This is a genomic window from Methanolobus sp., assembly GCF_016278365.1.
Taxonomy (GTDB): domain Archaea; phylum Halobacteriota; class Methanosarcinia; order Methanosarcinales; family Methanosarcinaceae; genus Methanolobus.
Genome location: NZ_JADQBZ010000003.1, coordinates 226,564 through 253,236 on the forward strand (window position 1 = coordinate 226,564; position 26,673 = coordinate 253,236).

Genomic DNA, 26,673 nt, shown 5'->3' on the forward strand with positions numbered 1-26,673 from the left:
ACATCGGAATGTTATTTCACATACCCTTCATCCTTCAAACTCACATACCTGCCCTCTCCGATAACAACATGATCCAGCACATCTATGCCCAGCAGTTTGCCGCCCTCTATGAGCTTTTCTGTAACTGCGATGTCCTCCCTGCTTGGTGTGGGGTCCCCTGAAGGATGATTATGCGAGAGTATGACAGAGGCGCACGATTCCATAAGTGCGACCTTGAAGACCTCCCTGGGGTGGACGATGTTGGCGTTCAGGCTGCCGATGGAAATGACCTCCTCCCGGAGTACCTGGTTCTTCGTGTCAAGTAGCAGGGCTACAAGTCGTTCTCTTTTCTGCTCCCGCATCTTCGGATAGAGCAGCGAGTACACATCCGCAGGGGACCGTATCTTCCTACGGGGCTCGTCTGTAAATCCTTCAAGCTTGCGAGCGAGCTCGAAAACCGCTGCTATCTGGGCTGCCTTTGCATTACCTATACCGTGGATCTCTGTGAGCTTACTTATGTTGGCCTGGCTCAATTGTTTGATGCTGTACTCTGAAAATATACGGCTGCAGAGGTTGATAATGTTCTCTTTCTGTGTGCCGGTCCTCAGGATGATCGCCAGCAGTTCTGCGTTTGAGAGTGCTTCGGGGCCGTATTTGAGCAGTCGTTCCCGGGGTCTCTCGTCCTCGGGCATTTCGCGGATACAAATTTTGTACTGGTTGTTCATGGGAAGCAGGAGAATTTTCCTATTTATAAATTTTTCTAAATTGGTTTATTATAAATTAATATGGTTCTAAAATAGTTTAAAAATGCTTTTCGCCGCGTACTTATATTATAAATGCTCATAATCTTCCTCATGAAAGTCATTTGTGTGTCAGGCTACAAGAATACGGGCAAGACAACGCTTGTCACCCGCCTTGTAGAGGCGCTATCAAAAAAAGGCCAGGTGGGCACGGTCAAACTGATGTTCCATCATCGATTCAATCCCGCAGGCACCGATACAGGAAAACACTTCGATGCGGGCGCAGATGCTGTTGTTGCTATTACAGACTCCGAGCTTGTGACAATAAAGCGCGATCCTACACTGGAACAGGCCCTTGACTCGCTGGCCGACAGTGGAATGGACTTCGCTATTGTGGAAGGCGCAAAGAGCAGTTCCCTTCCCAAGATCTTTCTCGGGGATGCAACTCAGAGTAAGGATATTGAGAACGTGGTTGTAAGTCTTCCCGAAAAGTCCGACTGGGACATTGAAAGCCTTGTGAAGCTTATTCAGGAGCAAGAAGACTGGGTAACTCTGGGTTCTCTTGTTAGGAAAATAAAGAGTAATCCTGATATCAGATTCTCAGGCGGAATCGCAACTTTTACGGGTATTGTCCGTGAAGTAACAGGTAAGACCCATACGCAGGCCCTGGAGTTTGAAAAATATCCTGATGTCGCGGACCGTGCTATGGAGAGAATATGCACCGAGATGAAGCAGAAAGAAGGGATCATCGATATCCTGATGCATCACAGGACCGGTCTTATAAAAGCAGGTGAGGACATAGTTTACATTGTCGTTGCGGCAGGTCACAGAAAAGAACTTTTCGTGACTCTGGTGGATGCCCTGGAGCGTCTGAAAGACGAAGTCCCCATATGGAAAAAAGAGTTCACGCTAGAAGGTGATTTCTGGGTCCATGACAAAAGCAGCGAGGAGTGAATCCGGGGAATGGACACTGGTAAAAGGCAGGTATTTTCTACTCCTGTCTGATCACCCATTTATCTGTTCTTCAGCCCCATCTGCCTGTCTATCTCTTCTGCTATTTCCTCAAGTTCATCAAATATTCTGTCGGAGTCCTTTCTCATTTCCCGGACTGCGGCTTTCAGGCTGCCGCCCCTGAGACAGAGTGCCCTTCTCTCCCTGTACAAAAGCCCTGTGCTTATAAGGTTCCTCACATGGTGGTTAATTCTGGAGGGTGTGACCTCCAGGTCCTCGGCTATCTTTTCGGATGATACTCGTTCTTCATTTGTAGCTAGTTGCTTTAACAAGTCTATCACGATCTGCGTGGCGATGTTTTCAGTATCCCTGCCGGAGGATAGCCCGAAACTGTTACATAACCAGTTTATATCATGCTCGAGTTTTTTCTCTCTTGGCTTTTCAAGATTGATGAGTATGATCTGTTGTGGCATGAATTTGAGTATCTTCGTAAGGGATTATATACTTTTCCGTATTTCATCGAAATCATATCTACAAAAAATAAATAAAATAGATTTTAGTGAAAAGATTTAAGTATTAGTTTTGTTATATTGTGTGTTGTAATCCGGATGTTGCCGGAATAACTCTGGAGGATAATTAACTATGATGATCAGACCAATCGGAGAACGAGTATTAATCAAAGCTATCAAGAAAGCGGAAGTTACAGAAAGCGGCATATATATTCCCGATTCTGCCCAGGAAGAGAAAAAAGAGGGCATAGTGGTCGGAGTAGGTACTTTTGAGGATGGCAAGGCGCTCCCGCTCAAAGTGGGTGACCATGTTATCTATGGTGGATACAAGAGCGATGAGATCGATTTCAATGGTGAATCACACATGTTCATCGATTTCAAGGATCTATTGGCAGTAGTTGAGGAGTGAAACTGCTGCATTTATAATAATATAATTAGCACAGAGGTAATTGCATGGCTAAACAGATAATGTTTAATGAAGATGCGCGCAAAGCGCTGTTAAACGGTGTGGACAAGGTTGCCAATACTGTTAAGATCACGCTTGGCCCAAAAGGCAGGAACGTTGTGCTTGACAAGGCCGGAAGTCCTGTTGTCACCAACGACGGTGTGACCATTGCCAAGGAAATAGAGCTTATAGACAAGTTCGAGAACATGGGTGCCAAGCTCGTAAAGGAAGTGGCTTCAAAGACCCAGGACACTACAGGAGACGGTACCACTACTGCCACCCTGCTTGCACAGGCAATGATAACTGAAGGCTTAAGGAATATCACTTCAGGGGCCAATCCTATAGATGTCAAGAGAGGTATTGAGAAGGCCACTGAGAAGGTTGTGGCCCACCTAAAGGAAAAGAGCAGGGAAGTCAAGGACAAGGGCAAGATCCTGCAGGTAGCTACCATCTCAGCTAATAACGACGAGCAGATAGGTTCTCTCATTGCCGATGCAATGGATAAGGTCGGCTACAATGGAGTAATAACCGTTGAGAACTCCAAGACCATGGAAACCTCCCTGGAGGTAGTGGAGGGTATGCAGTTCGATCGTGGATTTGTTTCACCGTACATGGCAACTGATCACGAGAAGATGACCTGCGAGTTTGAGGACCCTTACATCCTGATAACTGACAGGAAGATCAGCACCATGAACCAGATCATCCCGGTACTTGAAAAGGTCGCAAAAGAAGGCAAGCCTCTTGTTATGATCGCTCAGGATGTCGAAGGCGATGCACAGGCTGCCCTCATTCTGAACATCGTCCGCGGCTCCCTGAGAGTTTGCGCAGTCAAGGCGCCAGGTTTTGGGGACGAGCAGAAGGAGATGCTGGAGGATATCGCTGTGCTTACTGGTGGTGTGCTCATCAGCGAGGACAAGGGTATGAAACTTGAGGAATTCTCAGAGAACATGCTCGGACACGCCCGCAAGGTCAACATCGACAAGAACAAGACCACGATAGTTGAAGGCAAAGGTGACAGAAAGAGCATCGAGAAGAGGATGGCACTTATCGAGTCCCAGGTCAAGGTCACAGATGCCGAGTTCAAGAAGAAGGAACTCAAGAAGCGTCTTGCCAAGCTTGGCGGCGGTGTAGCTGTCATTAAAGTAGGTGCAGCAACTGAAACCGAGGTCAAAGAGAAGAAGATGAGGATAGACGATGCACTCAATGCCACAAAGGCCGCAGTAGAGGAGGGTGTCATTGCAGGTGGTGGTGTAACGTTGTTCCATGCAGTTGTTGCACTTGACGGCATGAATCTTGAGGGTGATCAGAAGATAGGCCTGAACATTGTCAGGCGCTCACTTGAAGAGCCTGTGAGGCAGATCGCTGTCAATGCAGGCCGTGAAGGTGCTGAGATTGTTGCCAGGATAAGAGCTGAGTCCAATGACCAGTACGGCTACAATGCGAAGACCGACACCTTTGAGGACCTTTTCGAGGCAGGTGTCATTGATCCGACCAAGGTTGTAAGGAGCGGACTGCAGAATGCAGCCTCCATTGCAGGCATGGTCCTGACAACAGAAGCCCTTGTAGCGGACTATGATGATGAGAAGGACAAGCAGACAGCGGCGATCATAATCTGATCGTTCCTTCTTTATTACGAAGCCGGGGAGTGTTGTGCGTGCATTCAATGCAGGACAGGCCCCTGCTTAATAGTCCCTGTACCGGGGAAGAAACTGGATTCGGGGCTCGATCAGGTAATCAGTGTTGCGGGGAGTCACACTTTCATATACGATGCGCTCTCTCTAGGTCTATCATACTACCAGATATTCATTGGCAAACTTTTGTTTGGCAAATTTTACTACTATCAAGAGGAATAAAATGTTATTCAAAGACCTAAATCTTATCGACCCTCTTCAGAGGGCCCTTACTAAAGAAGGCTACATAGCGCCCACCCCTATACAGGTACAGGCTATACCACAACTGCTTAAAGGCAAAGACCTGATAGGGATCGCCCAGACAGGCACAGGCAAGACCGCTGCATTTGTGCTGCCCATACTCCAGAGGATGCACGAGAAACACAAGCATGTGACGCCAGGATTTCCCAGGGTGCTTGTACTTGCACCCACCAGGGAGCTTGCTGCGCAGATCGGTGATAGTTTTGCCGCATACGGCCATTTCCTGCATTTCAAACACACTGTCGTATTTGGTGGCGTAAGCCAGGTACCTCAGTTCAAGAGTATCACAAAGGGAGTGGATATATTAGTGGCCACTCCGGGAAGGCTGCTTGACCTGATGGACCAGGGTATTGTCAAGCTTAGCGGTGTCGAGTTCTTTGTTCTGGATGAGGCTGACAGGATGCTTGACATGGGATTCATCAAGGATGTCAACAGGATCGTATCGATGCTGCCTCACAAGCGCCATTCACTCTTCTTTTCGGCGACTATGTCTCCCCAGATAAGCGAGCTTACCAAGAGACTTCTGACAGATCCTGTGCGCGTTGAAGTGACACCTCAGGCAACGACTGTGGAGCGTATAGAGCAGAAGGTCTTCTTTGTGGACCAGGATAATAAGGATGCTCTCCTGTTGAGCCTTCTCCAGCAGGATCACCTCAACTGCGTACTGGTGTTCACCCGCACAAAGCACAGGGCTAACAAGGTGGCACAAACACTTAACAAGAACCGTGTGGGTGCTGATGCTATCCATGGTAACAAATCGCAGGCCCATCGTACCAGGGTGATGGAGAGTTTCAGGGCCGGAGAACTTCAGGTGCTGGTAGCGACCGATATCGCAGCACGAGGCATCGATATCGAGGACATATCCCACGTTATAAATTATGATCTGCCCAACGAACCTGAGAGCTATGTGCATAGAATAGGACGCACGGCACGGGCAGGAGCAGAGGGTACGGCATATTCGTTCTGTGCAGCGGATGAACGCAGCTTCCTTCGCAGTATAGAAAAGCTCACTAGAATGGAAATAGATGTAATGAGGCACCGCTACCATTCACAGCGGGCACAGGATGCAGTTGGGGAAGAAGCAAAGCCGGCTCCTAGAAAGCCGCGTGCTCCTCCAAGAAGGCAGGGGCACAGCACCCACAAAAGATAGATTCGACATTATTCGGCCCCCTACTCTTATTTTTTGTGCGGAGGAATAAGAGACCAAAACAAGGGCGACATCTGTTAGACTGGCACCAACGGATACCCGGCACATGCAGATTAATTATTAAGGGAGAAAACTCCAATAATAATATGGGAGATGAGATCGTGGATCTGAATCGTTTCACTCAAAAGGCCCAAGAGGCTGTTCAGGATTCAACAACGATTGCTGCGAGATACAGAAACCAGCAGATAGATTGTGAACACCTGTTGCTTGCGATGCTCGAACAGACAGGAGGCCTTGTGCCTACCGTGCTCAATAACCTGGGTGCAGACCTTGAGCAGATGACGCAGAAAGTAGAGCTGCATCTTGAGGGACTTCCCCAGGTATCGGGTCCTGGTGGCGAACAGGTCTATATGACACAAACCCTGCGACGCGTGCTGGACTCAGCTTCACGGGAAGCAGGGAAGATGAAAGATGAGTATGTCAGCGTCGAGCATCTTCTGCTTGCAATTGTTAGTGAGAGCAGTTGTTCAAGCAGTAAGATACTTGCTTCTGAGGGTGTCACAAGGGACAGGCTTCTGAATACCATCAAGGATGTAAGGGGTAACAGGAGGGTGACCTCGGAAAACCCGGAGGCTACCATGGAGCCTCTCAAGAAGTACGGGATCGACTTTACGGATCTTGCATCCCAGGGAAAGCTCGATCCCGTGATAGGCAGGGATCAGGAAATAAGGCACTCCATAGAGATCCTTTCCCGACGCAGAAAGAACAATCCTGTGCTTATCGGTGAAGCAGGTGTGGGTAAGACCGCTATCGTGGAGGGACTTGCCCAGCGTGTGGCAAAGAGGGATGTGCCCGAGGCTATGAAGGATAAAAGGATCATAGCTCTTGATATGGGTGCACTTGTTGCGGGTGCCAAGTTCAGGGGTGAATTTGAGGAAAGGCTCAAGGCCGTTCTTAAGGAAGTGTCCGATTCTGAAGGTCAGATCATCCTGTTCATCGATGAGATCCACACAATCGTGGGTGCGGGTGCAACGGAAGGTGCGATGGATGCCGGTAACCTGCTCAAGCCCATGCTCGCCCGCGGCGAACTGCACTGCATAGGCGCAACGACTCTGGATGAGTACCGCAAGTACATCGAGAAGGATGCTGCCCTGGAGCGTCGTTTCCTTCCAGTGCTTGTGGAAGAGCCCACTGTAGAGGACACTATTTCTATATTGCGTGGCCTGAAGGAGAAGTATGAGGTGCACCACGGGGTACGCCTGAAAGACTCTGCACTTGTCGCGGCCGCTGTAATGAGCAGCCGCTATATTTCTGACAGGTTCCTGCCTGACAAAGCCATAGACCTTGTGGACGAGGCCGCTGCCAAGAAGAGGACTGCCATCGACAGCAAGCCTGCCGAGCTCGATGAGGCGGACCGCAAAATAATGCAGCTTGAGATCGAGCGTGAAGCTCTTAAAAAGGAAAAGGACGAGGCTTCCAAAGAGAGGCTTGAAGCACTGGAAAAGGAGCTTGCTGACATAAGAGCAGAGTCTGATGCCATGAGAGCCAGATGGGACATGGAAAAGCAGGCTATTTCAAAGCTTAATGCTCTTAAGCAGCAGATAGAAGATACCAAGGTGCAGCTTGAGATTGCGGAAAATGACAATAACCTGGAACTTGCATCAAGGCTGAAGTACGGCACCCTTATCCCCCTACAGAAGGAGTACACGCAGGAAGAGACTCGCCTTAAGGAAATGCAGGGTGACATGCTCCTGAGTGAGGAGGTAGGCGAGGAGGATATTGCAGAGGTAGTGAGCCAGTGGACTCGCATACCTATAACCCGGCTGATGGAAGGCCAGCGTGAAAAGCTCATGCATTTCGAGGAGAATCTCCACAACCGTATCATCGGACAGGAGGAAGCCGTCAAGGCCGTGTCTGATGCGGTGATACGCAATTATGCAGGTATCAAGGATCCGAAGCGGCCAATTGGCAGCTTTATATTCCTGGGCCCCACGGGTGTGGGTAAGACCGAGCTTGTAAAGGCTTTGGCGGCAGAACTGTTCGACGATGAGAACAGCATGATACGCATTGACATGTCGGAGTACATGGAAAAGCACACTGTTGCTCGCCTTATCGGTGCTCCGCCCGGGTATATCGGCTATGATGAGGGCGGCCAGCTCACCGAAGCTGTGCGCAGACGGCCATACTCTGTGGTGCTGTTCGATGAGATCGAGAAAGCGCATCCGGATGTTTTCAACGTCATGCTGCAGATACTGGACGACGGCAGGCTCACAGATTCTAAGGGGCGTACTGTGGACTTCAAGAATACCCTGATAACGATGACTTCCAACATTTTCGGAGGCGATCTTACCCAGCTGCTGGGCGACAGCAGCGGCACTTACAGGCCTGAGCAGGATTTCCCGCAACCGCAGAGCAGGAAGGAGGCTGATTATGCCGAGCTGCAGATAAGGGCCATGCAGGAGCTTGGCAAGTATTTCAGGCCGGAGTTCCTCAACCGCATCGATGAGGTTGTCATCTTCCATGCGCTCAAGCCCGAAGAACTGGCGCAGATAGTTGATATCAAGGTCGCGGACTTGCAGGAAAGACTTAAGGAGAAGAGGATAACCCTCAACATAACAGAAGATGCAAAGCTCTATCTTGGTCGGGCAGGTTACAGCGAGACCTTCGGTGCAAGACCTCTTAAGCGTGTCATACAGAACGAGGTCGAGACAAAGATCGCCAAACTCATAGTTGCAGGCAAGGTGCCGGAAGGCTCTACAGTGACAGTGAACTCCGATGGTAAAGGTATATCTGTAAATGTAACTGAAGCTGCAGGATAAGACTGGTTCCGGAGAAAGAGAGCATCTTTAAGAAGAGTAAGGATGGAGAGAGGATGGCTCCATCCTTCTTGCTTAAGTTTTAAATTCTGACTGCATTACAGCCCCAATGCCATTCTGATAAGGACTATCAAGCCCACAAAGAGGTTAAGGACGACAAGTCCACCTACTGCCATGGCGCCTATCTTTATCATGTTTGTGTTCAGTTTTGAACCCGTATCAAGGAGTGAAAGGGCTTTCTGTACTGATTCCATGGTTTCGTTCGCTTTTGTAATTGCTTCTTTTGATTCTGTCAGGTTTGCATTGAGGTTGTCAAGCAACAGGTCTATCCTTGGTTGTTCTTCTGTCCTGACTGTCCGAAGCACCGCATTCAATTCTTCAAGAGTACCCGGCACACCAGTGTTGAGATTATCAAGTAGCGCGTCTATACGCGGCTGTTCTTCTGTCCTGACGACCTGGAGCACACCATGTAGTTCCTCGAGTGTTCTTGGGACCTCTGCGTTAAGGTTATCAAGCAATATGTCTATGCGCGGTTGCTCTTCAGTTCTTACGCGGTTCAGGACTCCATGAAGCTCTTCAAGTGTCCCGGGGATAACTCCGGGAACCTCTACCCATTTATTAGCTAGTTTCTCATATTTTTTATCCAGCTTCTGGGCCTGCCTGGCGTAGAACGCTTTCTGCGCCTTCATGGAATCATAGTTGCGCTGATAGCCATCGAACTTGGTGCTAAGGGATGCGGATATCCGGGCGCCGTGTGGCTGCATTGAGGAATGCACGTAAGTATTGGAATTGGACGCTGCAGTCCCTGTTGCGACAGCTGCGGCGGTGGAGAGGGCTCTTAGACTTGCGCTGACATCCTTCGCTGCAAGGGTATCTCCTTCCTCCAATGCATTTACAATAGCACGATTAGCCTTAGATGCAATGGGACCGTCTTTACCGGCAGCTGATCCTATGGATCCTGCAGTTGAGCCTGATACTCCATCAACTTTGACGAGATTTCCGGTTTCCCGAATGACATCTGTTTCTAATGTGGCATCTTTCCCTATAATAGTGCCTGTATTTATGGAATCTTCCCGGACCGCTTCGATGACTACTGCTTCATCTTTTATGTTAACTACAGTGGTCATGTCGTCCTTTACGTTAACGACGCCGGCTTCATCTGTTATGTTAATGACGTTGGTTACATCATCTTTGATATTTCCTGCATTGATGAGGTCATCCTTAATATTTTCCTGATTGATAGTGCTGTCGATGACGTTACCGATATTCATGACGCTGTCAAGAATATCTGATGCATAGATGTTCTCTTTTGGGACCCTGATGGAATCTATACCTATCTGGAATACATTTTCCGGGTAGACGCGGATCACATCTGCCATTCTGGATGTGAGAATTTCCTTTCTTGTCAGCAGTTTGTTATAGTATTGTTTGTCGACCCTGATAGCTTCAAGATTGTCTTTAAGAGACTCGCTCTGCTCAGTGACAGGGATCGATACTTTCGTTGTGCTCACAAAGAGCTTTTTGATTTCCCGGAGTATTTCTTCACTAACTTCAAGGTTATCATCCAGAGAGGCCAGGATATCTTCTATCATGGGCTGCTCTATAGTGTTGAAACGCTCTAGTGATTCCTTTGCGTTGTATATGCCGGTTGTCAGCACCCCGGGTTCCTGATAGAATATGTTCTGTATCTCTTTATTGACTGCTGCAAGCCTGCCAAGAAGCTGGAACTGTTTGATCACCAGGTCCATATTCGATACAATGTCCCAGAAGTTGAAACTGAAACTTGAAGGATTGCTGACCCCAAGCTCCTTAAGTTCATTTTCTACTTTCGTTTTCTCCTGCTTCAGGACATTAAGCCTTGATTTTTCTTCGTCCCACAGGTCCGCCTCACTTCTTGGTGTCAGCCTGTTGATAGTCAGGAGCTCTTCTGCTTCTTTCAGAGTGGATATTAGCTGCTCCCCTAATGTCTCGATCGTTGAACCGATGACTGCAATTGCAAGCCCTGCTTCTTCTGCGGCATCGCCTGCAGATTCTGCTGCATTGCCTGCCTGATAGGCAGCTTTTCCTATAGTATATAATCCGCCTGTTGCAATACCTGCAACAACATCAAACCATCCCATGTTTTTCCTCCGTTGAATGTTTTAAAATGTTTCTATTAAATATGCTGTTAATATTTTATTAACTTCTGAAAATATAAACCTACCTATTTTTAAAATCAATGATGACTTGAGGAGGATTGTCTCCTGTCTTTCTGGAAAGGTTTTTATAGGCTGATATCACAGTTGTGTATGTTTTTCACACATCCCTATTTCAAAACATGTCGAGATAATTTACAGATGGAGATTGAACAAAATGGAACTTAAAGAAATTAACAAATTTGGACGAGAGCTTAAAGAAATATTAAACCTGAAGACATCTCCTGTCGCAGTTGGGCTTGCTGCTGATGAGAATGACATTCCTCAAGGCATGGAAAAGATCGGTGAATCTACCAGGCATTGCCAGATGGTAGACAATGTTAGAAGGACTGGTTCTGCATTCTATACAACTTTGGATGATCACCAGTGTAAAGGAGGGGCTGCTGTAATGGGCATGAGTGAAATGGGAGAGAAGCTGAAGAACGGCGAGTTCTACTTCCACCTTAATCACTTTGGCAACCTTGAAGCTGCAAGGAAGACCATGGAAAAAGTGCCTTATGTAACACCATTTTCTGTCAAGTCCATCATGTACGCTCCACTGGAACAGGCAACATTCATACCGGACATTGTAGTCATAGTCACAACTCCCCGACATGTTATGGAACTGTCCCAGGCTTTACTTTACACTTCAGGCGGCAGAATCGCTTCAAGCTTTGCAGGCAAGCAGAGCCTGTGCGGTGATGGCGTTGCACTCCCATATACTACAGGGGAGGTAGGTGTGACCGTAGGTTGCAGTGGAAGCCGCAAGTACACCCAGATACAGGATGAAGAGATGATTATCAGTATTCCTGTTGAGAAGCTTCCTGAACTGGTGAAGGCTGCAGACAAGATGTTTGGCCAGCCCTGTTAAAATCTCGTTCTGCAGATGGACAGGCATGGTTTCTTAACCTGCCTGTCATCTTCTATTATCCAGGATTTCTTGTTTTGTTCCTGATTTTATCCTTGTAGAACCCTCTGGCCTCGCTTTTGCCGACGTTATCATGCAAAACCTTGAGTTGATGAACTTTGGGGACTCCCTTGCTGTAGCGCCTGTTGTGACTCTTATCGACGGAACTCGCTTTAAGGATCTCATGAAAGGCTTAAGGACCTATATGCTCAGGCAGATCGGCAATTCGGAAATCCTGGTAATCACTAAAGTCGATGTTCTGGATCCTATTCAGGTTTCCTTAATTGAAGACTCCTTGAAGCAGTTGAACCCTTTGGCTACAGTGCTGAAGATGTCTCTTAAAACAGAATCCGCAGGTTTTGATGAACTGCTCAGGTTGATATCTCCACGCGTCTTAGATGCAAAGTCAGCTCCTGCACAAATGGCCACACCAGCACCAATAATGTGCACGACTACTGTTATACGGAAGTCTGTTGGAAACTCTCTTCCGTATTCCCGACAAGCTTGATGGGCACCTGGCTTTTCTTGCTGCTCTTTTTAGATGTGGTCCCTATTTTTTTACTTCTTTCTGTTTTGGTATATACACAAACATTGCCACAATAGTATTTTTATTAGGATGTTAACTAATCAGTATCAATTAGCTTATAATTTGTCCAGATAATTGCTTCCCCATTTATTGAAATTGGTACCTATTCAAAGATTGCTTGTATATCTTGTTTTTTTATATGTCTTTTTCATTTTTATGCGTCATTAGATTGCGATAAATAATTCAGGACGTGCATGTGTTTTTTAATGCTAATTTGGCATAATACCAAAATACTACATGAGTTTATATATTATGAACAATTAGTATTCTGTACATATCTATTATGGAGGATTTCAGATGGATGCGATTGTGATTGGTGGCTTCTTAGGTAGCGGAAAGACAACGACTGTGATAAATATAGGTAAATCTCTGGCTGAAAGAGGTCATAGTGTAGCGATAATAGTTAACGAGGTAGGCGAGGTTGGAATTGATGGTGATATCATCTCCAAATATGGGCTGGATACCAAGGAGATAACTAACGGCTGTATCTGCTGCACGCTCAAGCTGAACATGAAAGCCACATTGACAGAACTTCGTAACTCATATAATCCCGATTTTATTATAGTAGAACCCTCGGGCATCGCTTTTCCAAATGTGATAAAACAGAATCTTGAACTGATGAACTTTGGAGAATCCATAAGAGTGGCTCCTCTTGTAACCCTTATAGACGGAAGCCGTTTTAAAGATATAATGAAGTCCGTAAAGAACTATGCTGTAAGGCAGATAGAAGATGCAGAGATCCTTGTGATCAATAAAGTGGACATTGTAGACCCCATCCGCGTCCCCATAATTGAAGAATCGGTGCAGCAGTTAAATCGCAAGGCCAAAATCCTGAAGATGTCATTGAGAAAGGAAGATGAAGGTTTCTATGAGATGATGAAGCTCATAGCTCCATCCGTAACAATTAAGGACGCGCCCAATGACACTCATGCAGAAGCTATTGGAACTCCGGCAAATTCATCGTCATCCGAAATTGCACTCCCTGTGTTAAATCCCCCGGGAGGACACACCCATTATGACAGCCACTCTTCAGGACTCGCTTCTTATGCCAACGATTACAGGATACTGGAAGAGGATATTGGCAGAGAGGAAGCAAGATCAATTGCAATGGACATTGCAGCGGCAGTAAAATCTGCAATAATGCAGACTAGTCCGGAGTTTGTAGGTCACATCAAGATGTTCCTGGAGTCTCCCCGTGAGACTGTGAAGATAAGTATTACTTCCTACGCCGAGAATCCTGTACTTGATATTATAAGGACGGCATCAGGAAATGCCCCCCGTTTCAAGATATTGACTGCAGTATCGGGTATGGAGGAGGACGGGCTCATCAAGCTGGTCGATGAGAGCGTGAAGGCTGTTTTTAGCAGAAACAACATGCTCTCCCAACGGTTGCATGAGCCGAAAGATCATGATCACGACCATGATCACCACGACCACCATGACCACGATGAAAATCCTGATCACCATCATAAACATCATCACAAGCTTCCCCCGGAGCAGGAAGTGCTGGATGACATCTATGATCACGATCTGGTAAATTCCGATAGTGAAGGTACTTGCCATCTGTAAGTCCTTCTTCTACCTCCTTTTTTCGAATCTCCGGGTTACTAAGTAAAGACTAATACAGATTTATAGGGTGCATCTTCATGAAAATATTCCTCCTAAGCGGTTTTCTGGGCAGCGGTAAGACAACCTCCGTTATTAAGATTGGCAGATATTTCAAAAACAAAGGCTATAGCGTATCTGTGCTTGTCAATGATGTCGGCGACGTGGGTGTGGACGGGCAGGTCATAAGCGAGAACGGGCTGGAATCCAAGGAGATGCCAAGAGGATGTATTTGCTGCACCCTGAGGTATGCTCTTGAGGCAAACATTGCCCTGGTTCAGGCACAGTACGACCCGGACATTCTTCTGATAGAGCCTACTGGTGTGGCTTTCCCCCAAAGGATCAAAGAGGAGATCGAGAAAATGGATTTTGGACCTGAAGTAAGCATGGGCTCTATCATCTCTATCCTTGATGGCAGCAAGTTCGACGTGATCATGAAACGCTCAAAGGATTCCATTGTGAAACAGACCAAAGATGCAGGTATAATACTGCTGAACAAGAAGGACCTGATAGAGCCGGGGAAACTCTCTGGTATAACTGCCACTATTAAGGAAATGAACCCGGATGCGCGGCTTTTTTCATTGTCACTAAAAGAGGAAGACGGATTATTCCTGAACATGATGGACATGCTGGAAGCGGAGTTACAGGGCGTAATACCCCACTCAAGAGTTAAAAGTGGAAAAGAGCAGGATTCTTTTGACGTTTTATCTGAAGGTTCATGTACAGTTGGTGAAGATGATGATTTCGATCATTTCAATGTAAGCAGTTATGCCGAATCATATGATATAAACAGTTCTCTTGACAAGGAAACGGCTACAAACCTTGCCCTGGACGTGATGCGTTCCATCAAGAGCGGCGTGGTAAGGCTGAACCCTGCGTTCCTCGGGCATCTTAAAATGTTCCTGCAGACTGAAGCAGTATCATTAAGAGTAAGTGTGACATCTTTCAGGGACGATCCCGAAGTGGAACTTATCAGCACCAATGGCGCAGAGAAAAATAAATTCACGGTGTTTGCTGCTGTCACTGATATCGCGCGGGACGAACTTGCAGATATCGTAGAAGGCTCGGTATTTGCCAGATCTGGCGGGCTTGGCATAAGCACCTAGCTTTCATCAATTCAAGAAAGAAGCTGTGTTTATACACAGCTTTAGAAAACTTCCTGTGCTCTCTTGAAGATAAGCTCCGCGATGAGCTTGTCACTGCCAAGGGGATTTCCATAGACGATCTTGACATTCTTACCATCGAACTCTATGTTCCCTTCGTGAGTTTCCGGGTCCAGCTTAAGGATAGCCGGGATGTCCTGTGTGATATGGATGCCGGATGCAAGGAATACAGGCACTGCAGCTATTTTTGTTACACCTGTACCTGCAAATGACTGGAGTGCTTCTTCGACAGTAGGTGTGCTGTTCTCCATAAATCCTGCTTTTACAATGTATTCAGGGTGGCTTTCTGATATCATATCTGCGATCTCTGTTACAACCTGGTTGTTATATGGTAATCTGCTGCCGTGCCCAATTGCAAGTATTCCTATCTTTTCACTCATTTTATCACCAATTTATATAAGTATTATAAACATTATTAAAAGTGCTACTAAAGACGGCTTTAGTTTATATTAATGTAATATAACTCTTTTGCTTTTAAGCGGACCTCCCCGTAGTCTTGCATGAAAGCCTCATAAGACAACGATTCTCTCCTCCATGCTATATATCTGCATACCCGGCTTCCGGGCAAAGGCTACAAGTGTAATCCCGGACTTGTTCGCAAGTTCCACTGCTTCCCGGACTGTCGCACCTTTACTTGCAACAAGAGGAAAACCCGCATTTACCGCCTTTGAAACCATTGTGAATGCAAGTCTGCCAGTAGTCACGAGTGCGCACTGCGAGAGGTCCGTACCACTTAGCAGGGCTTTACCGACTACCTTGTCTACAGAACATGCCCTTCCGACATCCTCGCAGAAGAAGAGAACTTCACCATGGGTATTGCACACCATGGACGTGTGAGCTCCCCCGGTCCTGTGCCAGGCCTTTCCTTTTTCCTTGAGTTGTTCCACGGCATTAAGGATGGCGTCTTTACTAAAACGTATATCAGAGACGATATGACAGGCTGCGTCTTTGCGGTAGGAAGTGGTCCCACACCTCTGCTGGTGTGTCAGGGTTGCAAGTTCTGTCGCATCGATATCAAGTATACAGTGAATAGAACCTGATGCCACATTAATGGGGCCTGTCTTTGCGCCGGGTTCAATGAAACCCTCGCAGACCAGAAATCCCAGAGCAAGCTCTTTCAGTTCCACAGGGCTTGCAAAAAAAGTGGTTATGTGGATATTATTTACGAAAAGGTCAAACCTTTCCTCAACAATGACATCCACATTTACGTAATGATCCTGTTTATCAGTGATTTCCAGACACTTCATGGGGATATAAAAGGGAGAGGGGCGGATTTCCTCATCCCCGGAAGCCTTCAGCGGCCTTCCTGTTCCCATGTGAACACCTTTTTCACTTAGCTGCTTCCTTCTTGGCCTTTACCTTTTCAAAGAGCATCTTGAGTGTTTCTTCGTTGCTCTTTGTTTCAGGGAACGGGGATTCTGTGAACGGCTCGAAGTGAACCGGCACGTTGTCCAGCCTGTAGAAAGTACCGTCACATTCCATGGCGTCAATGACACCGGGCAGAACTACATCGGCTGCTGTTGTTGTGGGGCATGGTGCGATATCCATACATACCATTGGTATATTTGCAAGATACTTCGCACTGTCCGCAGGTATGTGGTTAACAAGGTCTCCGCACATCACAAATGCAGCATCGACGTCCTTCTCCCTGAGCAGGTCCACGGTAGTGGTCTCTCCAGGGTTGTACCTTGGGTATCCCTTTGTGAAATCGATACCGAAGGGGTAACCGTAGAGGTAGGACGCAAGCTGGTTGAATCCTGCCACGTTACAGTGACCTCTCAACGCACCAAGGTTACACTTGGTGTAGTTGTTGAGTTCCTTGACCATGTTCAGGGCGATTTCGATGTTCCTGTGTTTTCCGTATGATGAAGAGACACCAAGTCCTACAAAGATGCCGACGTACTTTGCCTCTTTCATCATCTCAACGGTCTGTTTCATCACAGCGATCGGGATTCCTGTTATCTCCTCGACCGAGTGGTGTGGTTCCTTACCATTGAGGATTGTGAACATAGCGCTCAGGAGTTCATAGTCACTGTTGGGGTTAAGCTGTATGTGCATATCCGAAGCTGCAGCTGTTGGCGTTACCCTTGGGTCGACCGTGACAATTGTCCTGTCAAATCTTCCCCTCTTTGTCCAGTACCCTCTGGGGAAGACACCGTACCTTGACATGTGCCTTGGCATGGATTCGAGTGCATTGACTCCCCAGTAGATGATAACATCGGCCCTGTTCTTTGCCTGACCCGCAGTTGCTCCTACACAGCCGGCTTCCTGTATGCCCATGACTGTCGGTCCGTGACAGATAGTTGCATTTGAGTCTGCTATTCCACCAAGATATTCGGCGATGTGCAGTCCCACTTCCTGGGCTTCGCAGGATGTCTCGCTTCCAAGGAAGAAGAGTGGCTTCTTTGCATTGACCAGGATATCTGCTGCCTTATCAAGCGCTTCCTCCCAGCTTGCTTCCTTTGCCTTGCCATTCTCTCTGACAGTGGGCTTCCTTATCCTGTGTGAGCTCACGACTTCCTGGAACTTGGCGTTACCCATCTTACATGCGTTCTGGACGTCTATCTTTCCGTCCTTGAGTTCCACCTGGATATCGTCACAGGAGCCTCCGCAGACGGGGCAGATAATGTTCTTATAGACCATTTTATTCGCCTCCCATGTACAGCTTCAGGACAACTTCCTCGGCGCTGAGTACCTCTTCATCTGTAGGCGCAACCGTGACAGGACTTCCCTTGTAAAGTGGGGAGCCGGTAGAGAAGGTGCCTGGTTCTACCACTATATTGGCCCAGATGGACCTTGGAATGAACACATGGCCACTTCTCACTGACTCTGTTACTTTTGAATAGACCGCAATGGAGTGTTTACCATCCCTGGTTGTAACCTTCACTTTCTCAGGACGCCCGAGTGCTTCATAATCCTGGGCACACATCCAGCAGACTCCGCATTCCTTAGTGTAGGCGGCAGAATACTTGTCGCCTCCCTTGGCAAGCCTGCCTTCTTCTATAGTACTTCCTGTATTGAGTAATGCTTGCATGAAAATCAACTCACAGATCCTCGTTGTTCTGCGCGGATACATACAGTACGCCCTTTCCCTTCTGCGGAATGGCGTAGTCTCCTGCGAACTTCTTGTATTCCCCTGGACATTCGATGTCATTGAACCTGAGGTCCGATTCCACTGCTGTCTGCATGAATCCCGGGGTGAACTTATCGATGGCGCCTCCAATAACAAGCGTACCACCGGTCATCTCTGCTCCAACGGTCCTGATGGCATTACCCTTTACGGCTATAAGGCCGCCATTCATACGGGTGCCGCAGAAGTTATCAACATTGCCGCCAACGATGATCTCTCCTCCGCTCATGCCGCCGCCTACCTGGTTACCTGCGTTGCCATCAATAACGATGCGTCCGCCGGTCATACCATGCCAGCTTCCGCGGTATGCGGATCCCACATGGTCAAGTGCGTTCCCTGTAATGTGCAGGAGACCGCCCTTCATTTCCATCCCGGGCCATGAGTCGGTGTTTCCTTCCACAAGGATCTCTCCGCCAATCATAGCAGCTCCTGTGTGCATACCGGTTGAACCCTTTACCTGGATCTTGCCAGCAGTCATGCCTTCCCCTATGCGCTTTACTCTGATGACATCTCCGTCAATGACGATGGTAGTGTCCTGTGCGGAACTTCCACCATTACCCACAACCTCAAAAAAGTCTGAGATCGGGAATTGCTTCGGACCCTGCCACACAAGTAACTTTCCTATATCTTGCGCGTTCTTTCCGGCAAAGTTGTCGGGTGTGACCACTTCTGCCTCTACTGTCAGGTCGAAGTTACCTGTCGGTTTAAGAATTACTTCTGCCATTGGATTCACACCTCTGCATCTATCTTGATAGGAGTCGGGTTTGCAAGGTACTTCTCAGGTGTCGGGTAGTTGCTGAAACCTATTGTGTAGTACTTGAACCAGTTCTTCACGTCATCTATCATTTTCTTTTCTTCTTCAGCATTCACTGTTATATCGGTGTAGTAAGTCTTCTTCTCAGGGATTGCTACTATCTCTCCCTTCTGGCACACTACTTCTCCGCCCTTTACAGTATATGCTGCATTCTCAAAGGCCCTGATAATGCTCTCATAATCGCTGACCTCGAGTTTTGCAGGGTTGATGTCGTAAACGGCTACATCCCCGTCAGCTCCGATGCCGAGGGTACCCTTGCTGTGTGAAAGGCCTATGGTCCTTGCAGCGTTTGCACGGGTAACAATAGCTATCTCGTTGAGTGTCATTTCCCTGGTCTCGCTAGCCAGGCCTGCCCTGTCACTTGCCCACTTGTGGCACTCGTTCAGTGTATCCTGTCTTGCCTTGTTGGACATGAGCCAGGCAATGACCTGCGGATACTTTATAAATGGTCCGCCGTTGGGACTGTCAGTGGTCATGATACTCTTCCATGCATCCTTGACATAGAGCAGTACCTCAAGGCCCATTGCCCACTGTACGCTGTGTACGGGATTGCTCTTAAGGTAGGTGAACGGCAGTACTCCTGAGCCGCATTCACACTCGACATCAGTGTTGGACCACTTGTTACCGGTAAGCACGTAAAGGTCGTGGATTGCAGGCCCGTCGCCGGTCATCACTGTGGCGTCACCGAATGGGACACAGCCGCTGTCCATTACGACATGTTCATGGCTGTTGACGTAGTCAGTGATTCCCTTTACACCGGACTCGAAGTCTCTCCAGGATGTTCCGCCAAAAGCATTGAACTGGCAGTGTGTAAGGTACACGGATTCGTGCCTTTTGGGGTTGACCTTTGTCTCAGCCCACTCAACATTGGGGTCTTTGGGTTTGGCTTTTACACTCTTTGGGATCTTGAGGGAGTCCCTTGTGATTTCCCAGCAGCCAGGGTGCCCGAGGTTGTTTGCATGCAGGTGCACAGGCATTGAAAATCCCAGCATCTCATTCAGCTCTGCAAGGCCCTTAATGATATCTTCAGGTGTGACCTCGAAGTGGATGTTTGCCTGGTCAAGGGCATTAACGTTCTCTCCCCATCCCCAGTTCTCAACACCGGCAGGGTTGACACACTTTATACCATAGGTCTTGTGGGTCCTCATCATCCAGGCAATGTAAGCTGCAGCCTTTTCGATGTCCCCTTCCTTGAGGTATCTCATCAGGAACCAGTTGTTGCCCAGTACCAGATATCCACCCATGTCGATCATAGGAGTGGAGCGCATTTCCTCATGGGTGTGACGGGCTTCCATCGGAGGGACAGCTGCCTCAAAAACAGTTGTATATCCCATCTTGGAATACTCGTATCCTCCAAGGTATACAGAAGGAACACTGTACCCGCATCCGGAGTGCGTAAGTGGTGTCTTCTTCTGGTAGAACTTGTAGTGGTCCTCCGGCCTCATCATCCTGCCGACGTTGACCTTGGCACCGGCTACGTGTGAGTGGGAATCGACCCCGCCGGGCATTACTGTCTTGCCGGATGCATCGATCTCCTTGGCGTCCTTGAGCTCGGCTGCGGATAGTTCTGTTACGACCTTCCCGTTCCTGATAAAAATGTCCATTCTGTCCCCTTTGATCTCATTGAGGGGATCGAAGACATGACCGTTTTTGATTACTATAGTTCCAGTCATTTTATAACTCCCTTACTACTAATTTAATTGCATCGACCGGACATATCATGGCGCAGGCACCGCAGGAGCCGCAGAGTTCCTGATCGACCACATTGACAACACCATTCCTTATCTCAAGAAGTTTCTTGCTGTCAACCTCATTAAGGTAGCCGGCACCGACGTCCGCATCAGTTGCGTTAACAGGACATACGATAACACAGTTACCACATCCCAGGCAGGCTTCTTCGTCCGTAACAAGTTCTGATGTAAGTGTTGGCCTTGGTGCTTCCTTGTTGAGCAGTTTTTTCTCAAGGAGCGCCTTCTTCTCAACTTCAGGAACGATGGCTGTCTTTGTCACTGTAATTGCGTTGACAGGGCAGGCTACATCACAGGCACCACAGTAGATACATACATCCGGGCGCTGTGCGACCTTATCTACCCTCTCGCCAGACTCCCATTCAGGATTGAAGAGTGCATTGCACGGGCAGGTATCCACACAGGTCCTGCATGCAGTACATGTCGCCTCGTCCCTGTGCCAGGTACCCTCGAATGGCTTCTCAACAGTGATAGCATCTACAGGACATACCTCCATACACCATCCACAGTGGATACAGCACTCATTATCTATTTGTGTTTCTCCCTCAACACGTGCGCTGCCATCATCTGCGAGCCATTGCTTTACCTCAATGCAGGCCTGCGGGCAGATCTGTTCACAGTGGCCACAATGTACACACTTTTCTTCATCTACAGTTGTTTCTTTGAGCGCTACGCTGATGTAGCTATTGTCATTTACCGCTTTGCCGGCCTGTCTCAGTTCAAGTGCGCCTGTCGGGCAAGTCTTGGCACATATTCCGCACAAAATGCAGAGTTCTGATCTGTTCTCCAGGAAATCCTTGTCTATAAGCCCTCTGGCAACGGCTCCCACTGAGCCTATTACCAATGAACCTTTAGGACATGCCATTACGCACGTTCCACAACCAATACATTTTTCGGGAATGTATACGAGTTGCTTGTCGTCTTTTACTCCAAACACTAATTCGCTCATCTCATTTTCTCCGTAATCCTGCCTTTTGATTCCACATGCTTTGTAAGGTTGTTTCGTTTGGTGGACACAAAGCCTCAAAATTCATGGCAGAGTCCAATATATGCGTCCACTGGAAATTCCCATAATCAAGCACAACTTCTTGCATTTGTGGCATGAATACGCCATTTTCAGGGTAATCCCGGATCTTCTCAGAGAATTCCGGAAGGATATCCAGGTTTACCTGTGTAATATTCATCTTTGATTACCATGTCAATAATTCATAATCCCGGAAGCCTCTGGGCTCCTGGAATTGTAAATATAGTAACACCTATTTGTTATAAAAGTATCGTTTGCATGTATTGAATATCAGGGGTGGTATAATCTATTTTACCCATAATATTTTCATATGGATTTAGGCTCTCCGATACAACTTGGACTCGGAATGTTTGCGATGATTATTTATACTACTTTTGTCCCCCTTTCTTATGGGTTAGTATCAATATAGGCTAATGCAGGATTCAAAAGTGCTGCATATTGTAGAAAAGATGAGAATTAATATGCCGGGCATGATCCGTTGCATCTGCACCTGCAAAGGGAGGTGTTTGTTCTGCACGCCTTACTTTGATAGATCCAGGAGTGACTACATATGCCATTATTAAGTATAATAGGCTGTGAATTATTTAAAAAAGAAATTGCACAAGTATTATTGAAAGATGGCGCGATAGAAAGCCTTATTCTTGTCAACGGTAAGGACACCGATTTTAAAAAGACACTAGAAGATACAGGAGCCATAGTTAAGGCTGTATCTGCAGATTCAATTCCCACAACGCTGAAAAAGAGTTCAGGATTCAATGTTATTGTAGCCATACAGGGTGTTTTTCAGGATTTTGACAATTGCAAGCTTAACCGGGAAATATATGAGAAAATCCGGTTCTACGGAAATATATCAGACGGTATCCTTCTTCTTTACGGACATGGTGATGATGAATTAGAGACTGTGCTGTCCAACTTTAAACGATCCAGATTTTACCTTAAATCGATCGGGAGCTGTATGGATAGTTCCTCGGGCAATAGCATGCTCCTGCAACATGGGGACAAGGCAGATAAAAGAGAAATTGACCAGGCAGTAGTGTCAGTCTATGAAAAGTTATATTCGGATATTAGGGCAGAACTGGGCCTAACCGGCCAATTTACATAAATTGCAAAAAAGTAAATAAAGGGACCCTTTAAAGCCTTTCCTTTATTATCATGTTACATTCATGTCCTTTCCACAACAGTTAAATGTTATGTTGCAGCCCTCAGCAGGACATCCTTTGCATTCTTCGACGACCTCTAAAGTGATTCCACACTCCTCACATTTTATTCTTTGTCCTTTATTTAGAACACTGCACGAGTTGACAGAAGATGCCATTTATCCACTCCTCCTTTAATTACATAGAGCTTTTATCTGCTCTGATTAACACTTTTTTGCCCATGATAAATAAAGGTATCCTGCTATACCAAATACATTTGCAGTCGAACTTTTGAATATAAAACATTTAAGTATAATACGTACTATTAGGGAGACATGTCAATAATGCGGAGCGAGCCATGTTCTCAGACAGGTGTAGGCCATGACATTTGAGGGTAAAGCTTACTCTTTGGGTGCAGGCACAGTCATCAATGCAATTGCGACCTGGAAGGGTGCGGCTTTTGGCATCGACCTGAAAACCTTTGCACATGTAGAGGTAGCCCATAGCGAAACTATTATTCGGGGAACTATTGATGGAATGCCGGATGGTGATACCGGCCTCATTGAGAATTGTGTCCGGTATGTGCTGGATCACTTCGGGCTTGAGATGGGTGGCACTGTCAGGACCAGCAGTGAAGTACCTCTTGCAAGGGGACTCAAAAGCAGCAGTGCAGCCGCTAATGCAACCGTGCTGGCAACACTGGATGCTATCGGGGAAGAAATGGAACCTCTTGAGGCGGTACGGCTTGGAGTCAGAGCTGCAAAGGATGCCGGCGTTACAATCACAGGCGCCTTTGATGATGCATGTGCCTCCTTTTTCGGAGGTTTCGTTGTTACTGACAATCACAGAACCGAACTTATCAAACGGGAAGAGAGAGAGGCAGACGTACTAATCTTCGCGCCCGACAAAAAATCATTCAGCTCCGGTACAAACGTTGAACGATCAAAACTAATAGCGCCATGGGTGGATATCGCTTACAGCCTTACTCTCGAAGGAGAATACGAAAAGGCCATGACCCTCAATGGTTTCTTATACTGCAGTGCGCTGGGTTTTGATACCGAGCTCCTGATGCGTGCACTTGAGGCAGGTGTCAAGGGTGTAACACTATCAGGCACAGGCCCTTCTTATGTTGCTCTTGTTGATAAGGCCTCATCAGATGTTCTAAGGGATGCGTGGATAGAATGCGGGATAAGCGGCAACGTGATAAGTACAAAAATCAATAATAGTGGTGCAAGTAAATTTCAGATGGTGAAGTAAATGACAACGATCACAGAGGTACGTGAGGAAATAGCATTGATTGACCGGGAGATAGTTGAACTTATCCATCGAAGGGTCGCTCTTGCAGAGAAAGTCCTGAGGGCGAAACAGAAGGAAAGTATTCAGATCAACGACGGTACGCAGAATAAGGCAGTGCTGGATAGGGCTACTGATGCTGCTACTGAGAGGAATCTGGATACATCATCCATAAAAGAGATATTTCAAATTCTTATACGTATGAACATAGAACGCCAGCATGAATTAAGTGGGGAAGGGAATCTTCCGTAGGTGTTATTCATGACAGACATAGCAGTATTAATGGGATCTGAATCAGACAGAGCCATCGCCCACAGGGTAAGTAATGTACTTGATAACAGCAAATATTCCTATGATGTTCAGGTCATATCTGCTCATCGTAATCCTGTCGAGCTTGAAGAATATATTGCTCAAAGCGACGCAAAGGTCTTCATCGCGATAGCAGGACTTTCAGCAGCTTTGCCAGGGGTCATCGCTTCCAAGACCAAGAAGCCAGTAATAGGGGTTCCGGTTAGCGCAAAGATGATGGGACTTGATGCATTGCTTTCAATCGCCCAGATGCCCCCGGGAGTTCCTGTAGCAAGTGTGGGTGTGGATAACGGTGCCAACGCGGCTCATCTCGCCATAAGGATACTGGACCTTCTTCCTTAGTCCAGCCTGTTTATCTCAAAAAGGCAACATTCATCGCCGTTTCCCATCGTCTCAACGACATCGACTTCCAGGTCATCTGCCTTCATGTTTGCAACTCTTGAGAAGATCCCTCTTGAGATAGTACAGAGAATGGGGTTTGACTTGGCCTCTTCTTTGCCCCATGGGCAGATGCTACCTTTTATTGTACAGTTATTATTCTCACGAGTATCAACCTCGAAGTTCGCTCCAAGCTGGTTTATTATCTGACAGCAGAGGTCCCCCACGGTTTCATATCCTGCCAGATTGTTCTCAGGAGCGGTGTTCTCCAGGATCGCATCTACTACCATGTCTATCATCTGGTGAATGACAATGCCCTTTTGTTCAGGTGGCAGTGTTCTCAGAAGTGTAGGGATTATTTGGGTGAGTACCGAACGGACACGATTTTGCAAATCAATTTTGTTCTTCTCAGCCAACAGGTCTGCATGAAGGTTACTAATCCTTAACAGGGAGCGTATCCTTGTCATGAGTTCGAGTTTGTTGACAGGCTTTGTCAAAAACTCATCAGCCCCCGCTTCAATTCCCATTACCCAGTCATTCCTGCCCGAAAGAGCGGTGACCATTATAACCGGTATGAACTGCGTCGCATGATCCAGTTTGAGTTTTTCACATACCTGATACCCATTTATATCGGGCATCATGACGTCAAGCAGAATAATATCTGGCTGTTGGCTTTTAACAATTTCCAGTGCCACATTACCATTGTCTGCTGCAATTACCTCATATGTGTCTTCTAAATAAGCCCGGAGTAGTTCTATATTCATTATTTCGTCGTCAACAATGAGTATTTTTGTCTTCTGCTCGCTGGAAATATCAACAACTCCTCGGTAGTATGCGGAATAAATAATAATAGATGATTATATAATTATTATATGTAAATATTTATTGGCGGACTAACTACTTAAAGCTCCACAAGCTTGCTTTTGGATCCTTTTAACTTAATCCCTGCAGGAGTTATATCAAAGATGCTAATATCAAGAGTGATTTTGGTGCTACGCATCTTGGGTATGCTGAGGAAACGCTCATTATTGCCTGTATAGGGATTCTCTTTAATGAACAGTTTGACTGCTCCATAGGTGGAATAATCTGCAATTTTGTGTGTCATTTCGTAGGCGGCTTCATCCATGATGTACAAAGTACTTGTCTTTTGTTTTGCCAGCAGGCGGTTGAGGGTATCAAACTTATCCCTGAAATCCTTGGCACTAAGCCCAAATGCCAGCACTCCCAGATTATCGATGACAGCAACATCGGTGCCTTCCGGAATAAGTCTTACAAGGTCGAGAATATCTATTTCTTCAATGTTGAAATCAGCCCGGTCAAGCCTGAAGTGCCTGTCAAGTCCTGTCTCCTCAATGATGTTAATTTCATCATCACTGAAATCTTCAAGAAGCTGCGCTTCACGTGCAATCCCCCTTGTCCTCAGTTCAACGACCGGTTTTATCTGAAGGAGTCCTTTTTCTATAAATGACTCAAGTCCAAGTCCTAACATTGCGGCTTGTCCCAGCAGGTCTTCAGGGGTTTCTTCAGTCGCAATCAGAATGCATTTGTTCCCGTCCATACAGGATTTGTTAAGAAAATGGAGTCCAAAGATAGTTTTACCTGCTCCCGGAGCACCCGTAACAAGTATACCTTTGCCTTTGGGGTATCCACCACCTATCTTTTTATCTAAGTTATCTATTCCAGTTGGCATTCTGTCCATTTGTACCACTTCTATTTATGTTATCGAAGTTTATATTTATTTTATTATAATAATACTGTATATTATAAATAGCTAGTGCTGACACTTCTCACTGGCCCGTTTACAAACGAAAGAGCAACTAAAAGAATAAAAGGACAAAGAATTAATAATTAAATAAATACTTAATATAATACTACATGAATGCGATGC

At 46.8% G+C, this 26,673-nt stretch carries 25 protein-coding genes; 13 read left to right on the forward strand and 12 right to left on the reverse strand.

What is annotated here, in order from left to right; all coding sequences use genetic code 11:
- Positions 1 to 11: 11 nt before the first annotated feature.
- Positions 12 to 704 (reverse strand): DNA repair protein RadC, encoded by a 693-nt coding sequence (gene radC / locus QZZ22_RS03240; protein ID WP_292462645.1) that lies wholly within the window; start codon positions 702 to 704, stop codon positions 12 to 14.
- Positions 705 to 833: 129 nt separating this feature from the next.
- Here radC and QZZ22_RS03245 point away from each other — a divergent pair, with 129 nt between their 5' ends.
- Entirely contained in the window at positions 834 to 1,673 is an 840-nt protein-coding gene (locus QZZ22_RS03245) for a molybdopterin synthase (RefSeq protein WP_292462648.1), read from the forward strand.
- A 59-nt stretch (positions 1,674 to 1,732) separates the two neighbouring features.
- On the opposite strand, the gene QZZ22_RS03250 is transcribed toward QZZ22_RS03245, so the two are convergent.
- Positions 1,733 to 2,143: an ArsR family transcriptional regulator gene (locus QZZ22_RS03250; RefSeq protein ID WP_292462650.1), complete on the reverse strand. Its 411-nt coding sequence runs from the start codon at positions 2,141 to 2,143 to the stop codon at positions 1,733 to 1,735.
- 169 nt (positions 2,144 to 2,312) lie between these two features.
- Between QZZ22_RS03250 and groES the strand changes: the two genes are divergently transcribed.
- From groES to clpB, 4 genes are all read left to right on the forward strand, one after another.
- Positions 2,313 to 2,588 (forward strand): co-chaperone GroES, encoded by a 276-nt coding sequence (gene groES / locus QZZ22_RS03255; RefSeq protein ID WP_292462652.1) that lies wholly within the window; start codon positions 2,313 to 2,315, stop codon positions 2,586 to 2,588.
- 44 nt (positions 2,589 to 2,632) lie between these two features.
- The gene (gene groL, locus QZZ22_RS03260) at positions 2,633 to 4,240 is read left to right on the forward strand and encodes a chaperonin GroEL (RefSeq protein WP_292462654.1); all 1,608 of its coding nucleotides are present in this window, start codon (positions 2,633 to 2,635) and stop codon (positions 4,238 to 4,240) included.
- Positions 4,241 to 4,478: 238 nt separating this feature from the next.
- Complete coding sequence (locus QZZ22_RS03265) at positions 4,479 to 5,705, forward strand: DEAD/DEAH box helicase (RefSeq protein WP_292462657.1); 1,227 nt, start codon at positions 4,479 to 4,481, stop codon at positions 5,703 to 5,705.
- A gap of 158 nt (positions 5,706 to 5,863) precedes the next feature.
- Entirely contained in the window at positions 5,864 to 8,521 is a 2,658-nt protein-coding gene (clpB, locus tag QZZ22_RS03270; protein WP_342765073.1) for an ATP-dependent chaperone ClpB, read from the forward strand.
- Between the two features lie 95 nt (positions 8,522 to 8,616).
- Here the strand turns inward: clpB and QZZ22_RS03275 are convergent, their stop codons facing one another.
- Positions 8,617 to 10,638 carry a hypothetical protein gene (locus QZZ22_RS03275; RefSeq protein ID WP_292462662.1) on the reverse strand — a complete coding sequence of 674 codons (2,022 nt, stop codon included), beginning with the start codon at positions 10,636 to 10,638 and terminating at the stop codon, positions 8,617 to 8,619.
- Positions 10,639 to 10,870: 232 nt separating this feature from the next.
- Between QZZ22_RS03275 and QZZ22_RS03280 the strand changes: the two genes are divergently transcribed.
- From QZZ22_RS03280 to QZZ22_RS03295, 4 genes are all read left to right on the forward strand, one after another.
- Positions 10,871 to 11,563, forward strand: coding sequence for a DUF169 domain-containing protein (locus tag QZZ22_RS03280; RefSeq protein WP_292462665.1), 693 nt, complete (start codon positions 10,871 to 10,873; stop codon positions 11,561 to 11,563).
- 88 nt (positions 11,564 to 11,651) lie between these two features.
- Positions 11,652 to 12,107 (forward strand): GTP-binding protein, encoded by a 456-nt coding sequence (locus tag QZZ22_RS03285; protein ID WP_292462741.1) that lies wholly within the window; start codon positions 11,652 to 11,654, stop codon positions 12,105 to 12,107.
- 375 nt (positions 12,108 to 12,482) lie between these two features.
- Positions 12,483 to 13,754: a GTP-binding protein gene (locus QZZ22_RS03290; RefSeq protein WP_292462666.1), complete on the forward strand. Its 1,272-nt coding sequence runs from the start codon at positions 12,483 to 12,485 to the stop codon at positions 13,752 to 13,754.
- Between the two features lie 77 nt (positions 13,755 to 13,831).
- Positions 13,832 to 14,896: a GTP-binding protein gene (locus tag QZZ22_RS03295; protein WP_292462670.1), complete on the forward strand. Its 1,065-nt coding sequence runs from the start codon at positions 13,832 to 13,834 to the stop codon at positions 14,894 to 14,896.
- A 41-nt stretch (positions 14,897 to 14,937) separates the two neighbouring features.
- Here the strand turns inward: QZZ22_RS03295 and cfbA are convergent, their stop codons facing one another.
- The 7 genes from cfbA to QZZ22_RS03330 form a co-directional block, all read right to left on the reverse strand.
- Positions 14,938 to 15,333, reverse strand: coding sequence for a sirohydrochlorin nickelochelatase (gene cfbA / locus QZZ22_RS03300; protein ID WP_292462672.1), 396 nt, complete (start codon positions 15,331 to 15,333; stop codon positions 14,938 to 14,940).
- A 129-nt stretch (positions 15,334 to 15,462) separates the two neighbouring features.
- Entirely contained in the window at positions 15,463 to 16,269 is an 807-nt protein-coding gene (gene fdhD / locus QZZ22_RS03305; RefSeq protein ID WP_292462674.1) for a formate dehydrogenase accessory sulfurtransferase FdhD, read from the reverse strand.
- 13 nt (positions 16,270 to 16,282) lie between these two features.
- Complete coding sequence (locus QZZ22_RS03310) at positions 16,283 to 17,596, reverse strand: formylmethanofuran dehydrogenase subunit B (protein WP_292462676.1); 1,314 nt, start codon at positions 17,594 to 17,596, stop codon at positions 16,283 to 16,285.
- Position 17,597: 1 nt separating this feature from the next.
- Entirely contained in the window at positions 17,598 to 17,987 is a 390-nt protein-coding gene (locus QZZ22_RS03315; protein ID WP_292462678.1) for a molybdopterin dinucleotide binding domain-containing protein, read from the reverse strand.
- A gap of 10 nt (positions 17,988 to 17,997) precedes the next feature.
- Complete coding sequence (locus tag QZZ22_RS03320) at positions 17,998 to 18,807, reverse strand: formylmethanofuran dehydrogenase subunit C (RefSeq protein WP_292462680.1); 810 nt, start codon at positions 18,805 to 18,807, stop codon at positions 17,998 to 18,000.
- Between the two features lie 5 nt (positions 18,808 to 18,812).
- The gene (locus tag QZZ22_RS03325) at positions 18,813 to 20,570 is read right to left on the reverse strand and encodes a formylmethanofuran dehydrogenase subunit A (RefSeq protein ID WP_292462682.1); all 1,758 of its coding nucleotides are present in this window, start codon (positions 20,568 to 20,570) and stop codon (positions 18,813 to 18,815) included.
- 1 nt (position 20,571) lies between these two features.
- Entirely contained in the window at positions 20,572 to 21,594 is a 1,023-nt protein-coding gene (locus QZZ22_RS03330; RefSeq protein ID WP_292462683.1) for a 4Fe-4S binding protein, read from the reverse strand.
- 625 nt (positions 21,595 to 22,219) lie between these two features.
- Between QZZ22_RS03330 and QZZ22_RS03335 the strand changes: the two genes are divergently transcribed.
- The 4 genes from QZZ22_RS03335 to QZZ22_RS03350 all read left to right on the forward strand — a co-directional run bounded on the left by QZZ22_RS03335 (position 22,220) and on the right by QZZ22_RS03350 (position 24,749).
- Positions 22,220 to 22,771, forward strand: coding sequence for a hypothetical protein (locus QZZ22_RS03335; protein WP_292462684.1), 552 nt, complete (start codon positions 22,220 to 22,222; stop codon positions 22,769 to 22,771).
- A 415-nt stretch (positions 22,772 to 23,186) separates the two neighbouring features.
- Positions 23,187 to 24,062, forward strand: coding sequence for a shikimate kinase (locus QZZ22_RS03340; RefSeq protein ID WP_292462686.1), 876 nt, complete (start codon positions 23,187 to 23,189; stop codon positions 24,060 to 24,062).
- Complete coding sequence (locus QZZ22_RS03345; RefSeq protein WP_292462688.1) at positions 24,063 to 24,350, forward strand: chorismate mutase; 288 nt, start codon at positions 24,063 to 24,065, stop codon at positions 24,348 to 24,350.
- Positions 24,351 to 24,359: 9 nt separating this feature from the next.
- Positions 24,360 to 24,749, forward strand: a complete 390-nt coding sequence (locus tag QZZ22_RS03350; RefSeq protein ID WP_292462691.1) for an AIR carboxylase family protein — start codon at positions 24,360 to 24,362, stop codon at positions 24,747 to 24,749.
- On the opposite strand, the gene QZZ22_RS03355 is transcribed toward QZZ22_RS03350, so the two are convergent.
- Entirely contained in the window at positions 24,746 to 25,636 is an 891-nt protein-coding gene (locus tag QZZ22_RS03355) for a methanogen output domain 1-containing protein (protein ID WP_342765074.1), read from the reverse strand. The two genes, QZZ22_RS03350 and QZZ22_RS03355, sit on opposite strands and share 4 nt — an antisense overlap.
- Before the next feature lie 50 nt (positions 25,637 to 25,686).
- Positions 25,687 to 26,484: an ATPase domain-containing protein gene (locus QZZ22_RS03360; protein ID WP_292462693.1), complete on the reverse strand. Its 798-nt coding sequence runs from the start codon at positions 26,482 to 26,484 to the stop codon at positions 25,687 to 25,689.
- Positions 26,485 to 26,673: the final 189 nt, after the last annotated feature.